Annotated in this window: 12 protein-coding genes; 2 read left to right on the top strand and 10 right to left on the bottom strand. The window is 72.0% G+C overall.

The genetic code is table 11. The features are described 5' to 3' along the window. From ABZ249_RS31815 to metH, 7 genes are all read right to left on the bottom strand, one after another. Positions 1-686: ABC transporter ATP-binding protein (locus tag ABZ249_RS31815; protein WP_355270097.1), on the bottom strand; the 686-nt coding region annotated here is incomplete at its 3' end. Positions 687-727: 41 nt separating this feature from the next. Beyond that, positions 728-1,741, bottom strand: a complete 1,014-nt coding sequence (locus ABZ249_RS31810) for an ABC transporter permease (protein ID WP_355270096.1) — start codon at positions 1,739-1,741, stop codon at positions 728-730. A gap of 85 nt (positions 1,742-1,826) precedes the next feature. Next, complete coding sequence (locus ABZ249_RS31805; RefSeq protein WP_355270095.1) at positions 1,827-3,578, bottom strand: ABC transporter substrate-binding protein; 1,752 nt, start codon at positions 3,576-3,578, stop codon at positions 1,827-1,829. A 113-nt stretch (positions 3,579-3,691) separates the two neighbouring features. Continuing rightward, complete coding sequence (locus ABZ249_RS31800; RefSeq protein ID WP_355270094.1) at positions 3,692-4,750, bottom strand: ABC transporter permease; 1,059 nt, start codon at positions 4,748-4,750, stop codon at positions 3,692-3,694. Between the two features lie 696 nt (positions 4,751-5,446). After that, positions 5,447-5,950, bottom strand: coding sequence for a cellulose synthase (locus ABZ249_RS31795; protein ID WP_355270093.1), 504 nt, complete (start codon positions 5,948-5,950; stop codon positions 5,447-5,449). 353 nt (positions 5,951-6,303) lie between these two features. Beyond that, positions 6,304-6,996 carry an HAD family phosphatase gene (locus ABZ249_RS31790; RefSeq protein WP_355270092.1) on the bottom strand — a complete coding sequence of 231 codons (693 nt, stop codon included), beginning with the start codon at positions 6,994-6,996 and terminating at the stop codon, positions 6,304-6,306. Between the two features lie 285 nt (positions 6,997-7,281). Then, a complete protein-coding gene (gene metH, locus ABZ249_RS31785) occupies positions 7,282-10,755 on the bottom strand; it encodes a methionine synthase (protein WP_355270091.1) in 3,474 nt (1,157 codons plus the stop codon). Positions 10,756-11,195: 440 nt separating this feature from the next. On the opposite strand from metH, the gene ABZ249_RS31780 reads away from it, so the two are divergent. Then, positions 11,196-12,032, top strand: coding sequence for a PAC2 family protein (locus ABZ249_RS31780; RefSeq protein ID WP_220562032.1), 837 nt, complete (start codon positions 11,196-11,198; stop codon positions 12,030-12,032). 62 nt (positions 12,033-12,094) lie between these two features. On the opposite strand, the gene ABZ249_RS31775 is transcribed toward ABZ249_RS31780, so the two are convergent. From ABZ249_RS31775 to ABZ249_RS31765, 3 genes are all read right to left on the bottom strand, one after another. Then, the gene (locus ABZ249_RS31775; RefSeq protein ID WP_355270090.1) at positions 12,095-12,373 is read right to left on the bottom strand and encodes a hypothetical protein; all 279 of its coding nucleotides are present in this window, start codon (positions 12,371-12,373) and stop codon (positions 12,095-12,097) included. 223 nt (positions 12,374-12,596) lie between these two features. Continuing rightward, on the bottom strand, positions 12,597-13,010 hold the full coding sequence (locus tag ABZ249_RS31770) for an ABATE domain-containing protein (protein ID WP_355270089.1): 414 nt from the start codon (positions 13,008-13,010) through the stop codon (positions 12,597-12,599). 135 nt (positions 13,011-13,145) lie between these two features. Continuing rightward, positions 13,146-14,405, bottom strand: coding sequence for a hypothetical protein (locus ABZ249_RS31765; RefSeq protein WP_355270088.1), 1,260 nt, complete (start codon positions 14,403-14,405; stop codon positions 13,146-13,148). 194 nt (positions 14,406-14,599) lie between these two features. Between ABZ249_RS31765 and ABZ249_RS31760 the strand changes: the two genes are divergently transcribed. Further along, positions 14,600-15,169 carry a hypothetical protein gene (locus ABZ249_RS31760; protein WP_355270087.1) on the top strand — a complete coding sequence of 190 codons (570 nt, stop codon included), beginning with the start codon at positions 14,600-14,602 and terminating at the stop codon, positions 15,167-15,169. The last annotated feature ends 323 nt before the right edge of the window (positions 15,170-15,492 follow it).

Genomic DNA, 15,492 nt, shown 5'->3' with positions numbered 1-15,492 from the left:
ACCTCGTCCACCGACCCCGCCACCACGGCCAGGTCGTGCGAGACCAGGATCAGGGCCATCCCCAGATCCCGGCGCAGCTCGTCCAACAGGTCCAGGATCCGCGCCTGCACCGTCACGTCCAGCGCGGTGGTCGGCTCATCGGCCAGCAGCACCTTGGGATCGCACATCAACCCCATCGCGATCACCACACGCTGGCGCATGCCACCGGAGAACTCGTGCGGATACGAATTGATCCGCTTCTCGGGCTGGGGGATCCCCACCCGGTCCAGCGCCTCGACCGCGCGCTTGAGCGCGGCGGACTTGGACGCCTTGGGGTGGTGGACCCGGTAGGCCTCGACCAGCTGGTTGCCGATGGTGTACTGCGGGTGCAGCGACTGCATCGGGTCCTGGAAGACCATCGCGATGTCGTTGCCGCGCATCGCCCGCAGCTGCCTGTCCGTGGCGGTCACCACGTTCTTCCCGGCCACCTCGATGGCGCCGGTGATCTTCGCCCGGCTGCCGCGGTGCAGGCCCATCAGGGCCAGCGAGGTCACGCTCTTGCCCGAGCCCGACTCGCCCACGATGCCGAGGGCGCCCCCGGCGGGCACCTCGAAGGACAGTCCGTTCACCGCCTGGACGTCGCCGTCCATGGTCGGGAACGTCACCCGCAGGTCGTCCACGCGGACGACGGGCTCGGTCGAGGCCATGTCACATTCCTTCACTAGAGCTGATCGGTACCGGCGCGGGGTCAGGCCGCGATGCGCACCCGCGGGTCGACCAGCGGGTACAGCAGGTCGACGATCAGGTTGCAGACGACGATGAAGACGGCGCCCAGGAGCGTCACACCGAGCACGACCGGCAGGTCCTTGCCGATGATCGCGTCGATGGCGTAGGCGCCCACGCCCTTGAGGGAGAACACCTTCTCCGTGAGGATGGCGCCGCCCAGGACCAGGCCCAGGTCGAGGCCGAAGATCGTCAGGATGGGCGTGAGCGCGGGGCGCAGGGCGTGCTTGAAGATCACCTTGCGCTCGCTCAGGCCCTTGGCCCGGGCGGTGCGGATGTAGTCCTCGCCCAGCACCTCCAGCATGCCCGCGCGGGTCTGGCGCGCGTACTGGGCGGCGTGCAGGAACGCCAGGGTGATCCAGGGCAGCAGCATCGCGGTGAACCAGGCACCGGGGTTCTCGGTCAGCGGCGTGTAGCGCGGGACCGGGAGGACCTTCCACTCGTGGACGATGAAGGCCAGGGCCAGCAGGCCGGTGAAGTAGATCGGCAGGGACACGCCCACCAGGGCGGTGCCCATCGCCAGGCGGTCGAAGAGGCTGCCCTTCTTGACCGCGGACAGGACGCCGACGGCCACGCCGCCGATGAGCCAGATCACGGCGGCGCCCAGCGCCAGGGACACGGTGATCGGCAGGCGGGCGAGCAGCTGCTCCAGCACGGGGCTGTTGGTGGTGAAGGAGTAGCCCAGGCAGGGGGCCGCGCACTCCACCGTCTCCCGGCCGAACTGGAACTGGTCGCCGAAGACCAGGGACCGGATGAAGTCGAAGAACTGCACGATGACGGGCTCGTCCAGGCCCAGCCGCTCCACCGTGGCGTCGAGCGCCTCGGGGGTCGGGGCCTTGCCCACGTACATCGCGGCCATCCCGCGCGGGGTCACGCCCGCCCACTTGGGCAGGACGTAGAAGATCCAGAAGGTCACCGCCGTGACGACGGCGAGCAGCAGCAGTCCCGCACCGAGGCGGCGAAGAATATAGTTCAGCATCGCGGTCGGCGGCGGGGGTCCACGGGGCCGTGGACCCCCGCCGCGTTCACCTGCCTTCTCGTACTAGTTCAGGCCGGTAGGGGCGTTAGCCCCGGTTCACGCCGAGGGCCATGTAGTCGTACATGGCGTAGGACGACGTGTAGTAGACGTTGGTCAGCTCGTCCGAGCGGTAGAACATCGCGCGGTCGAACACGACGGGCAGGATGGCGGCCTGCTCCATCACCAGGGTGTCGATCTGGCCGTAGATGTCGGCGCGCTCGTCCGGGTCCTCGGTGGTGAGGGCCTGGTCCCAGAGCTCGTTGACCTCGGGGTCGTCCAGCTCGGAGGTGTTGTAGTTACCGGTCTCCTGGATGGCGTCGCCGGCGGTGATCTTGTAGCCGAAGCCGTAGCCGCTGGCCCAGTCCGGGATCCAGCCCGAGACGCTCAGGCCGATGTTGTTCTCACGGACGTAGTCCTGGGAACCGGCGTACTGCGCGAAGAAGTCCTCGGCCGGGAAGGTCTTGATCTCCAGCTCGATGCCGACGCGCTTGAGCGACTCCTGGAGCGACTCGGCCGTGGCCAGGTCGTTCGGGCGGCCGTCGCGGACGGCGATGACGGTGTCGAAGCCCTCGGGCTCGCCGCACTCCTCGAGCTTCTCCTGCGCGGCCTCGAGGTCGCCCTTGTTGTCCTCGGACGGGTAGAGGTTGGCCTCGGGGTCCGAGCCGGGGATGGTCGGCGGGAGCAGGTTGGTGGCCAGGTCGCCACCGGTGTCGCCACCCCAGGCGCGGTGCAGGCTGTCACGGTCGGCCGCGTAGGCGATCGCCTGGCGGCAGGCCGTGTCGAGGACCGGGGTGTGGATGTTGACGTAACGCAGGGCACCGGACAGCGGGTTGTCCAGGTTGTCCTCGTAGGTCCCCAGGTCCTGGAGGAACTGGCTCTTCATGGCCGGGCCGACGCCCACGCCGGACAGGTCGACGTCGAGCTCGCCGTTGACCAGGCGCTGGTCGATCTCGTTCTGCTCGACACCGATCTCGACGGTGACCTCGTCCGGCAGGGCCGGGCGGATCGGGTCGGTCTCGGGGTCCCAGTGCTCGTTGCGGACCAGGTTCAGCTTCACGCCGGGCTCGTAGGCGCCGTCGAACTTGTACGGGCCGGAGGAGAGGACGTTCTCCCGGTACAGCGCGCCGCGGTCGGCCTCCTGGGGCACCGGGGCGGTCTGCGGCTGGGTCAGGATGTAGGGGAACTCCGAGAAGCTCTCCTTGAGGTGGAAGACCAGGGTGTAGTCGTCCGGGGTCTCGACGGCCGTGAAGGTGGCCATCGGGTCGTCGACGTCGTAGACGTTGAACGGCTCCTGGTCGAGGCTGGACTCGAAGTAGCGCGGGCCGTTGGGCAGCTCGCCGCCGTTGTAGTTGGAGCGGGCGATCGCGTACTTGATGTCCTGGGCGGTGATCTCGGAGCCGTCCTCGTACTTGAGGCCCTCCTGGATCTTGACCGTCCACTCGGTGAAGTCCTCGTTCGGCTCGGGCATGCCCGCGGCGAGGTCCGTGGTCAGCTCGGTGGACGCCTCGGCCGGGGCCGGGGTGAACGCCAGCAGCGTACGGGCGTAGTAGCGGGTGAAGTTCCAGCTGAAGCCGTAGTACGTGTCGCCCGGGTCCGTGGAGTCGAAGTCCGACGAGATGGCGTACCGCAGGGTACCGCCCGTCTGGTCGGACGGGTTCACGATCTGGGTCGAGCCGGCGTCGTACCCGGCGGCCGCGGCGGCGTCGCCGGACTCGCCGGTGTCACCGCCACCGCACGCGCTAAGGAAGATGGACGCCGCCGCACCGAGTGCGACGAAGCCGAGGGTGCGTTTCCTCAAGGAACTGCCTCTCTTGCGAACCTGATGTGGGGATGGGTGGGACCGTCCGGGGCTGCGTGCGCCCTTGCCGTGGTGCGGGCCGAGCGGGTGTGCCGCGCACCGGGCGCACGGGCCTAGTCGGAGGTCTTGGGGTCGAAAGCGTCTCGGAGGCCGTCACCGAACAGGTTGAACGCGAGCACGGTGATGAAGATGGCCAGGCCGGGGAAGATGATGAAGTAGGGGGCGGTGGCGTAGTAGTCGACCGCCTCGGAGAGCATCTTGCCCCAACTGGGAGTGGGCGGGTTGATGCCGACGCCCAGGAAGCTCAGGGCCGCCTCGAACAGGATGTTCGTGGGGATGAGCAGGGTGGAGTACACCACGATCGGGGTGACGAGGTTCGGCAGGATCTCCTTGAACAGGATGTGCCGGTTGCTCGCGCCCAGGCTCCGGGCCGCCTCGACGAACTCCCGCTCGCGCAGGGAGAGTGTCTGGCCGCGCACGATACGCGCGATGTAGGGCCAGTTGAAGAACCCGATGATGAAGACGATGACGCCGACGCGCAGCCCGTTCCCCTCCAAGCCGAGGAAGCCGTTGGGGATGACGCCGACCAGCGCGATCGCGAAGAGCATCAGCGGGAAGGCCAGGAAGATGTCCATGGCGCGGCTGATGACGGTGTCGATCCAGCCGCCCTTGTAGCCGGCGATGATGCCGAGCAGGGTGCCCAGGACGACGCACAGCAGGGTGGACAGGAACGCCACCAGCAGGGAGATCTGCGCGCCGTAGACGATGCGGCTGAACAGGTCGCGGCCGGTCTTGGGCTCCAGGCCCAGCAGGTGGTCGCCGCTGATGCCGCCCCAGGTGTCGACCGCGGGGAGCGGCTGGCCGGGGGCCGGCTCCCGGTTGTTCGGGTCGGCGTAGGGCAGGCCGGTGTTGGGCTCCATCAGGTCCTGGTTGAACTGGGTGGGCGGCTGCCCGAACCACTTGACCAGGAGGGGCGCGAGGATCGCGGCCAGGATGAGCAGCACGACGATCACGCCGGACACCATCGCGACCTTGTCCTTGCGCAGGCGCTGCCAGGCGATCTGGCGCAGGGACCGGCTGTCGGCGTCACCGCGCCCACCCGGCGCCTTGACGCCCGCGGCGGCGGCCTCGGGCTGCTCCGCCGACTCTGGGGCATGCGAGGGCGCGCTCATCAGGCCACCACTCTCCACTCATACGCTTCTGGCCGAGGGGGGACAGAGCCCACACGTGAGGCCTGTGGGGGGTGACCCATGCGGGTCTCACGGGTGGGGCCGGCCGGTTCTCGACGCTGGCTGGCGTGGGCGCCGGGTCCGCGGCGCGGGAGGATGACCCGCCACCGTGGGCCCCGCCCGCGGAGGTGTCCGGATTCATACGAGAAGTTGGACACGACCACAGGGCGTTCCGCCCGGGTTGTTACACAGCGACAAACCTACTCGCCCCGTGGGTGCATATCGTCCAATCTCTGGCCATGTAGCTAAATCGTGACAAAAGCACGGAAAAGTCTCATATAACTACAAATGCCTAGATAGCTCGCATTCATCGGATGACCGCCGCGAGCTGGGGAGACACGGGTATATCGCCGGGCCAACCATACGTGCGTGATCCGCCCACGTCACCACCGGGCCGGACAAGCTATGGCAAGTGCTATGAGTCCGCCCATGTCGATACGTTTCCGTTACTGTACGGAGTCCTTCCTGTTTGCTGGGGGTCCTCCCGGCCTGGGGTTTCGGTCACCCTCTGTGATTACGGACGACCCCTGGGGCACCAGTGACCGGAGGGGCGTAAGATGCGCGGCCGCTCCCCGACACGCGACGGGGCCGCCCCGCGCGGTGCGCGGAGCGGCCCCGGACGACGGACCGGCGGTGGGGCTACTCGATGCCGTGCTTGCGGAGCAGGTCCTCGATGTCGCCGAACTCGGAGAGGTCGTCCTGCTTCTTGCCGCCCTTGGGGGCGGCGCCCCCCACCTGCCCCTTCGGGGCGGTCGGCGCTCCGGCCGCGGGGGGCGCGGCCGCCCCGCCCTCCTTGGCGGCCTTGGGCTCCTTGGGCCGGCCCTGGGTGCCCACGCCGCGGGCGCGCATGAACCCGGAGACGACGTAGAGCACCACGGCCAGCCCGGCCAGGGCCACGCCGGCCCACACCATCGGGTTGAAGATCAGGCCCATCAGGATGCCCAGGATGCTGAGCACGAACTGCCACACGGCGTTCATCAGCCCCAGCAGTCCCGCCGCCAGCGGCACCAGCGACCAGGCCACACCGCGCAGGCCCGAGGCCGGGCCCTTGGCCCGCCACACCAGGAAGCTGATGACGAGGCCCACGAGGGTGAGGCCGCCGCCCAGGATCACACCGGTCATCGTCGTCAGAGTGTCAGGCATGGCACCAGTCTCCCACTCCACACCGCCGCGCACATCGGGCCGATCCCCTAGGGCGTGTTCGGCGGATCATTCCGGGTCGCGGCCGCCGGGCCTCCTCTCGCCGCGCCGCCCGTGCTCGGACGGCCTACCCCGGGCCGACCTCGCCGGGCGGCTTGCGAGAGTTCGCCCGACGACCGCTCCCGGCACCCGGCGCAAGCGCCGGGCCGCACGAAAGCATCCACCGAACACGCCCTAGGGCGATCCCCCCATCCGGGCCCTCTGCCCGGGCCGGCGGGGCGGTGCGGGGACCCCCTGGTCACCACCGTACCCGCGGCGGGCCGGCCCCGCCGGGACGGCGCACCACGGGCGGCGGGTCAGCGGTCGGCGACCAGGGACTCCAGCCACTCCAGGTCCACGCCCACCAGGCCGTCGCGGAACACCACGCCCTCGCGCGGCGGGATCTCCACGTGGTCGGGCACCGCGACGGTGACGCACCCGGCGTCGGCCGCGGCGGTCACACCCACCAGCGAGTCCTCGAAGGCGACGCAGCGGCGGGGGTCCACGCCCAGGCGGCGGGCCGCCCGCAGGTAGGGGTCGGGGTGGGGCTTGTTGGCCTCCACCTCGTCGCCCGCCACCGAGTCGTCGAAGCTCTCCAGGCCGATGCCGTCAATGGCGTCGGCGACCAGTTCGCGCTCGGTGGAGGTCACCAGCGACACCGGGACCCCGGCGGCCGACAGCATGCGCACCAGTTCCTTGGCCCCCGGGCGCAGCCGGGCGCCGCCCGCGAGCTTGGTGCGGAAGCGCGCGTACAGCAGGTCCGCGACGTCGCGCGGGGTGAGGTGGTCGGCGCCGGTCAGCTCGATGATGTAGCGGCCCACGGGCTCGGCGGCGTTGCCCACGTTGGCCTCGTGGTCGCGTTCGGTCCACACCCCGCCGAGTTCGGCGACCGTCTCGGCCTCCGCCTCGTTCCACAGGTGCTCGCTCTCGATGAGCGTGCCGTCCATGTCCAGGAGCACCGCCTGTAGGCGGCGCTCGGCGGTCGGGTGCGGGCTGCTGGTCTCGGTCATGCGCTCGGCGGCGGCCCCGGGCGGTGCGGGCGCGCCGCGCTCTCCCCTCGGATGCGGTGGTCTCTCGGCACGGCGGTCGGCCCTCCATGCTGGCCGGTCGGGGGTGCCCGCCCGTGAAGCCGGGCTGTCGCCGTCCTTTCCACCGTACGAACTCTCGGCCCGCCGCGGGGGGCCGAGGGCCGCGTATCCGCCGAGAGGTGCCCCACACCCGCGCGGGCCCCGTGTCCGGACACGGCCGCGGCCGGGCACGGGGCCCGGCCGCGGTGCGCTGTTCTCCAGGGGAGGTCAGACGTTGAAGTACGTCGCCTCCGGGTGGTGGACCACGATCGCGTCGGTGGCCTGCTCCGGCACCAGCTGGAACTCCTCCGACAGGTGCACGCCGACCCGCTCCGGCTCCAGCAGGCGCATGATCTTGGCCCGGTCCTCCAGGTTCGGGCAGGCGCCGTAGCCCAGCGAGAAGCGGGCGCCCCGGTACCCGAGCTTGAAGAACGCCTCCAGCTCGGCCGGGTCCTCGCCGCCGAAGCCCAGCTCGGCGCGGACCCGCGTGTGCCAGTACTCCGCCAGCGCCTCGGTGAGCTGCACCGACAGGCCGTGCAGTTCGAGGTAGTCGCGGTAGGCGTTCTTCTCGAACAGCTCGGCGGTGGCCCGGCTGATCGCCGACCCGACGGTCACCACCTGGAAGGACACCACGTCCAGCTCCCCCGACTCCTTGGGCCGGAAGTAGTCGGCCAGGCACAGGTGCCGGTCGCGGCGCTGGCGCGGGAAGGTGAACCGGGCGCGCTCGGTCCGGCCCTCCTCGTCCAGCACCACCAGGTCGTTCCCCTCGCTGTAGCAGGGGTAGTGCCCGTGCACGACCGCGGCCTCCAGCAGGCCGTCGGTCTGGATGCGGTCCAGCCACATCCGCATGCGCGGGCGGCCCTCGGTCTCCACCAGCTCCTCGTAGGAGGGGCCCTCGCCGCCGCGGGCGGCCTTGAGCCCCCACTGGCCCATGAAGGTGGCGCGCTCGTCCAGGAACGCGGCGTAGTCCGCCAGCGGGATGCCCTTGCTGATCCGGTCGCCGAAGAACGGCGGGGCCGGCACCCGGTTGTCGGTGGCCACGTCGCTGCGGGCGGGCATCTCCTCGGGCTCGGTGACCTTCAGGGAGGCGCCCCGCTTGACCCGCCGCTGACGCAGCTCGGGCAGCGCGGCCCCCTCCTCCCCGCGCTTGACCGCCATGAACGCGTCCATCAGGCGCAGGCCCTCGAAGGCGTCCTTGGCGTACCGCACCTGGCCGTCGAACACCTCGGCCAGGTCCTGCTCCACGTAGGAGCGGGTGAGCGCGGCGCCGCCCAACAGGACGGGGAACCGCTCGGAGATGCCCCGGGAGTTCATCTCCTCCAGGTTCTCCTTCATGATCACCGTGGACTTGACCAGCAGCCCGGACATCCCGATGACGTCGGCGCGCTCGCGCTCGGCCGCCTCCAGGATCGCCGACACCGGCTGCTTGATGCCGATGTTGACGACGTCGTAGCCGTTGTTGGACAGGATGATGTCGACGAGGTTCTTGCCGATGTCGTGCACGTCGCCCTTGACCGTGGCCAGGACGATGCGGCCCTTGCCGTCGGCGTCGCTCTTCTCCATGTGGGGTTCGAGGTAGGCGACGGCGGCCTTCATGACCTCGGCGGACTTGAGCACGAACGGCAGCTGCATCCGGCCGGAGCCGAACAGCTCGCCGACGGTCTTCATGCCCGCGAGCAGGGTGTCGTTGACGATGGACAGGGCGGGGCGCTGCCGGAGCGCCTCGTCGAGGTCGGCCTCGATGCCGGTGAGCTCGCCGTCGATGATGCGCCGCTCCAGGCGCTCCCACAGCGGCAGGGCGGCCAGCTCCTCGGCTCGGGAGGCCTTCATGGACTTGGCGTCGACGCCCTCGAACATCTCCATGAACCGGGAGAGCGGGTCGTAGTCGCCCTCGCGGCGGTCGTAGACGAGGTCCAGGGCCACCTCGAGCTGGTCCTCGGGGATCTGGTTGATCGGCACGATCTTGGAGGCGTGCACGATCGCCGAGTCCAGCCCCGCCTGGACCGCCTCGTGGAGGAACACGGAGTTCAGCACGATGCGGGCGGCGGGGTTGAGGCCGAAGGACAGGTTGGACAGGCCCAGGGTGGTCTGGACGTCGGGGTAGAGGCGCTTGAGCTCGCGGATGGCCTCCAGCGTCTCGATGCCGTCGCGCCGGGTCTCCTCCTGGCCGGTGGTGATGGGGAAGGTGAGGCAGTCGATGATGATGTCGCTGGTGCGCACCCCCCATTCACCGGTGACCTGGTCGATGAGGCGGGAGGCCACCCGGACCTTCCAGTCGGCGGTGCGGGCCTGGCCCTCCTCGTCGATGCACAGGCCCACGACGGCGGCGCCGTGCTCCTTGACCAGGGTCATGATGCGGGTGAACCGGGAGTCGGGGCCGTCGCCGTCCTCGTAGTTGACGGAGTTGACGACCGCGCGCCCGCCCAGCGCCTCCAGGCCCGCCTCCAGCACCGGGGGCTCGGTGGAGTCGAGCATGATCGGCAGCGTGGAGGAGGTGGCCAGCCGGGAGGCCAGCTCGCGCATGTCGCGCACGCCGTCCCGGCCGACGTAGTCGATGTTGAGGTCGAGCAGGTGGGCGCCGTCGCGGATCTGGTCGCGGGCCATCTCCACGCAGCCGTCCCAGTCCTCGGCGAGCATCGCCTCACGGAACTTCTTGGACCCGTTGGCGTTGGTGCGCTCGCCGATGGCCAGGTAGCTGGCGTCCTGGCGGAAGGGGACGCTCTGGTAGAGGGAGGAGGCCGCGGCCTCCAGGACGGGCCGGCGGTCCTTGATGCCGCGGCCCTGCACCCGCTCGACGACCCGGCGCAGGTGCTCGGGGGTGGTGCCGCAGCAGCCGCCGACCAGGCTCAGGCCGAACTCGGAGGTGAAGGTGTCATGGGCGTCGGCCAGCTCCTCCGGGGTGAGGGAGTAGACGGCGCCGTCGGGGCCCAGCTGGGGCAGGCCCGCGTTGGGCATGCAGGAGATCGGCAGCCGCGAGTAGTGCGACAGGTAGCGCAGGTGCTCGCTCATCTCGACCGGGCCGGTGGCGCAGTTGAGGCCGATCATGTCGATGCCCAGCGGCTCCAGGGAGGTCAGCGCGGCGCCGATCTCCGAGCCCATGAGCATGGTCCCGGTGGTCTCGATGGTGACCTGGGCGATGACCGGGACGTCCCGGCCCAGGGCCTTGCGCGCCCGGTTGGCCCCGACGACGGCCGCCTTGACCTGGAGCAGGTCCTGGCAGGTCTCGATCAGGACCGCGTCGGCGCCGCCGTCGATGAGGCCGCGGGCGCACTGCTCGTAGTGGTCGCGCAGGAGGGAGTAGGGGGCGTGGCCCAGCGTGGGCAGCTTGGTGCCCGGGCCCACGGAGCCCAGCACGTAGCGGGGCTGGTCCGCGGTGGAGTAGGAGTCGGCGGCCTCACGGGCGATGCGGGCGCCGGCCTCCGCGATCTCGTAGGTGCGGTCCTCGATGCCGTACTCGGCGAGGCCGCCGTAGTTCGCGGAGAAGGTGTTGGTCTCGACACAGTCCGACCCCACCGCCAGGAAGGCGGCGTGGGTGTCGTGGACGATGTCCGGCCGGGTGATGTTGAGGATGTCGTTGCATCCCTCGTGCCCTTGGAACTGGTCCAGGTCGAGATCGTGCGCCTGGAGCATGGTCCCCATCGCGCCGTCCGCCACGACGACTCGCTGGGAAAGTGCTTCACGGAAGGTCAGGCGAGCTTTCATAGTCCGCAACTCTAATCTCGGGGCACCCGGGGGATCCGGTGCTCGACCCCCCGTATCCCCGTGTCCGATCGGTGGCTTGTGGGGTGCCCGTGCCGGTGCAGTCCGGCTCTCCCCGTCCCGTGGTCGCGTGCCGAGCAGTGGCGGGCTCGGTCGGACCCGTGGAGCGGTGGCGGCGAGGCCGCCGGGCTGGTCGCTCACTGGACCCGTCCGTGGTGCGGTCGGGTCGATGCGGCCGGGGACAACGGTGTCCGGATCAGTCGCTGCACCGAGGCTACAACATCGACCGTTCCGGGACCTGAGACGGATGTCTTACATCGTGTCCGGGCGGCGTGTCGTACACGGTGCCGGGACGGGAGTGCGCGTGCTGTGAATAACCGTTCCCTCCGCGGGGTGCCACCCCATAGGGTGGACTGCGTTCGTGTGCAGGAAGGGGCCGCCGAATGACCAAGCTCACCCGGGAACTCGTGGACCCGGTGCTGGTGGCTGCGTTCGAGGGCTGGAACGACGCGGGCGAGGCCGCGAGCCTGGCCGTGGAGCACCTGGCCCGGGAGTGGGACGCGCAGGAGCTGTGCTCCATGGCGCCCGACGACTACTACGACTTCCAGGTGACGCGGCCGCGGCTGACGGTGGTCGACGGCCAGGTCGGCCAGGTCGAGTGGCCCACCACCCGGGTGCGGGTGGCGCGCATGCCGGGCGGGCGCGACGTGGTGCTGGTCACCGGGCCCGAGCCGAACATGCGGTGGCGCTCCTACGCCGCCGACCTGCTGTCCATCGCCCGGGGGCTGGGCGTGCGGCGCGCGGTGATGCTGGGGTCCCTGTTGGCGGACGCCCCGCACACGCGGCCGATTCCGGTCACCGGCATGGCGTCGCCGCGCGAGCTGGGCGCGGAGATGGGACTGGACGCCACCACGTACTCGGGGCCGACCGGCATCGTGGGCGTGGTGCACGAGGCGTTCTCCTCCGCCGGGACCGAGGCGGTGTCGCTGTGGGCGGCCATCCCCCACTACGTGGCCCAGCCGCCCTGCCCCAAGGCGACCCTGGCGCTGCTGGCCTGGGTCGAGGACTTCCTGGACGCCAAGGTGCCGCTGGGCTCGCTGCCCGAGGAGGCGGTGTCCTGGGAGGCGGGGGTCAACGACCTGACCGCCGAGGACGAGGACATCGCGTCCTACGTGCGGGGCCTGGAGGAGGCCAAGGACACGGCCGAGCTCCCGGAGGCCTCCGGCGACGCGATCGCCCGCGAGTTCGAGCGCTACCTGCGCCGCCGCGACGACGAGTGAGCGGCCCCGGGGAGGGGCGGACGGGGCGGCCCCGTCCGCCCCTTCTCCGTTCTCCGTACCGTTCACCGCAGGACGTACAACGTCACGATGTGGGGCGGGCCGACGATGAGGCGCGAGCAGCGGTAGTCGGTCCACTCACCCGCCTCGACCCCCTCCCGGCCGACCCGGTCGCAGACCTGTAGGCCGTCGGGGCCGAGGACGCCGCCGTAGGAGCCTTCGTACTCCCAGACGGGTCCGGCCGCCGGGGCCGGGTCGGCCCACGCGGGGGCGCTCGGCGCGAGGAGTGCCAGCGGGAGGGTGAGCAGGAGGGCGGCTGCGCGGCGCGCGAAAGGAACAGGCACGGGTCTCCTCCGGGGTCCGGGCGCCCGGGACCGTCCCGGGGGCCTGCCCCCAGGGTCCGCCGCCGCCTTCACAGGCGGCTCGCGGGCGTTCACACGCGTCCGGTACGGGGCCGCCGTTCCCGGTTCCCTCGGTTCCGCGGTCCCCGGTCCGGGGCGCCGTGTTCCCGGGCGGACCTCGGACACCGGTGCCCGCCGGAACGTCCCGGGCCCCGGCGGGCGGGTCCTACCGGCGCAGGTGGCGCCACTCGCCGCTGGCGAGCACGGTGGCCCAGGCCCCGGCGATGCGGGCCAGGCCGCGGCGGACCTCGTCCACCACGGCCGGGGCCAGCTGCTCCTGGGAGGGCTGCAGGCGCACGGTGACGCGCAGGCCGTCGAGCACCTTCTGGCCGCGGGCCAGCGCCTCCTGGTCGGGTTCGGCGGACTGCTCCAGGACGGCGCGGATGCCCTCGCGCAGGGCGATGGCCTCGTCGAGGTCGGCCAGGGTGATGGGGATGGCCCCCTCGGCGGCCAGGCGGTGGGCGCGCAGGAAGTGCGCCAGGTCGGCCCGGTCGCCCAGGGCGGCGCCGGTCGAGACGAAGGCGGCGACGAGGTCGGCCGCGGGGCTGAGTCGAACGGGGGATTGGGGCTGCGTCTTCATGGGGGGTATCCCACCACGCTTCGGTAGCGGATTCTGCTGAACGGCGGGGCCGGTGGCCACAGGTGGTCACCGCCCGCGTTCACATCGGACCGAAACCGGACGAACACCCCCGGTGCGCCCGGGATGTCCGCGGTTTCATCCTGCTCCGAAACCGGGTTCACGACCGGCCGGTTCGCGGACCGCACGGCCGCCGCCCGTCGGGGCACCGGCGGGGACGCCGGGCCGCGCGCCGTCCGCCCCGGCGGCCGCGAGGGCCCGCACGGCGTCGCGGTCGCCGGGCAGGCCGAGCCGTTCGAGCAGCGCCGCGAACCCGGTGGCGTGCGCGCCCGTCCAGGGCAGGGCGCTGTCGGCGAGCACGCGCAGGTACTCCCGCTGGACCCGGTCGGGCCGCGCGGGCGCCCCGGCGGGGAAGGCCGCCTCCAGCATCGGCCCCAGGTCGGCGCCGGCCCGCAGGGCCGGGGCCGCGGGCGCCAGCGCGCGGAACACCGGCAGCATCCGCTCGGCGTCCCCGGGCCCGCAGCGGCGGGCGGCCTCGCGCAGGAGGGCGGCCCGCACGCTCCCGGGGAAGTACGCGGGCCGCTGCGCGAACCACGCGTCGGGCACCTCGGGGCCGCCCGCGGCCGCCAGCAGTTCGGCGAGCGCGGCCGGGTTCCCGCGCTGCCCCGGGGCGAGCGCCGCGCAGGCGCGGATCGCCGGGTCGGAGTGGGTGAGGAACTCGGTGGTGTCCCCGCCGGTCTCGCCCATCACCAGCACGATGACCGCGCCCTCCTCCCGGGTCTCGGCCATGTCGGCCGCCCCCGACAGGTCCGGGGCCGGTCCGCCCAGGAGGGCGAGGGCCCCCGCCGCCTCCACCGCGCGGATGCGGGTGGTCCCGTCGTGGTGGGTGAGGTGGGGGCGCACCGCCGCGTACAGCTCCGGGGCGGCGTCGCGCAGCGCCACCGCGGCCTCGTGGTACATCAGGGCGTGGAGGACCTCGTCCTCCCAGATCCCGAGGGCCTCGTCCTCGTCGTCGGAGGCCAGGGCCGCGTGGACCCGGTCGCGTTCGGCGGCGTCCGGCGCCGGGGGCGCGGGCTCGCACAGGTGGCCGGCGACGCCCTCGGCGGCGTCGCGCAGGAAGCCGAGCAGGTGCGCGCGCAGGGACGCCGCGCCGACGGGCGCGTCCAGCCGGGGGTCGGCCAGGACGCCGGCGACGTACCGGGCCGCCGGAACCGTCGCCGAGTAGACGGTGCCCTGGTGGATCACCGCGGAGTAGAGGTGGTCCAGGGCCCGGGAGCGGTCCGCCGGGTCGTCGGAGAGCAGGAGGGCCAGGTGCCCGGGCACGTCGGTGCCCGGCCCGTAGGCGTGGAAGGTCCGGTTCCAGTCGGTGGCGGCGAGTACGTCGGTTCCTGTGCTCATGCCTGGATCGTGACAGCGCCCACCGACGTTTCCGGGCCCCGGTCCCGGCCGCGCGGACGGGGGCCTGCGGGCCGGGGAACCGATCGGCCGGGGACGGCGTCCCAGGGGACGAACGGCTTCTCCCCCGTCACCCCTGCACCGGACCCCGGATCCGGAGAAGCGGACCACCCGCACCCTAGGCTGGGAATCCCCTGATGACCCGCAGCACCGCCCTCCCCTCCCCGACCGCCCCCGTGCTCGCCAGAGCGACCGCCGCGATCGCCTCCCTCACCCTCGCCACGGCCCTGACCTCCTGCTCCTTCTCGGCCGGTGAACTGGAGCCGGTCGGCGGTGAGGAGACCGCCGCGGCGGAGCCCACCGCGGCCGCCGAGCCGGACGCCCCCGAGCAGGGCGAGGAGAGCCCGGCCGCCGAGGCCCCCGGCGCCGGGGAGTCCGGCGCCCCGGCCGAGGGGCTGCCCATGGACGCCTCCGAGGCCCAGGCCTGGGCGGAGGACGTCTACTGGCTCAGCGGCTCCGGGGAGGCGTTCTACCGGCTCGACTGGACCGCGTCGGCCTCCACGACCCTGGAGCTCACCCACTCCGGCAGCAGCAACTTCATCATCGTGGCCTACGGCGCGGACGGGGAGCGCTACGCGAGCATCGTCAACGAGATCGGCCCCTACGAGGGCGGCAGCACGTTCGGCGACCTGCCCCTGCTCGACGGCCCCGAAGCGGTCGAGTTCGTCCACATCCAGGCCGACGGCGACTGGACCATCGGCCGCTGACCCGGCGGCGGTCCGCACGGGCCGGAGCCCCGAACGCGCCGCGGCCCGGCCGGTCCGCGGGTGCGGTGCCGACCGGCTCCCCGTAGTGGTTCTCCCCGTGCCGCTCGTGGCCTGCGGCCGGTGCGCTCGTGGACGGCCTCGCCACCCGTGCCCCGGTCCCGCGAGCCCGTGTGGACACCGGTCGCTACGACCGGCGCGCGGGCACAGGTGGACGTCGGTCGCGGCTCGACCTCGATCCACTCGCCCAGTGCGCCGGTGAACGCGCTGGACCGCCACGAGGTGGTGAGGTCGTCGTCGAGCGCGCCCGGCGCCCGGCCCGGGGC

Origin of the sequence: Nocardiopsis sp. NPDC006139 (assembly GCF_040614155.1) — a bacterium.
Lineage (GTDB): Bacteria > Actinomycetota > Actinomycetes > Streptosporangiales > Streptosporangiaceae > Nocardiopsis > Nocardiopsis changdeensis.
Note: the sequence above shows the minus strand (reverse complement) of the source record. Positions and strands in the feature narration are given on the sequence as shown.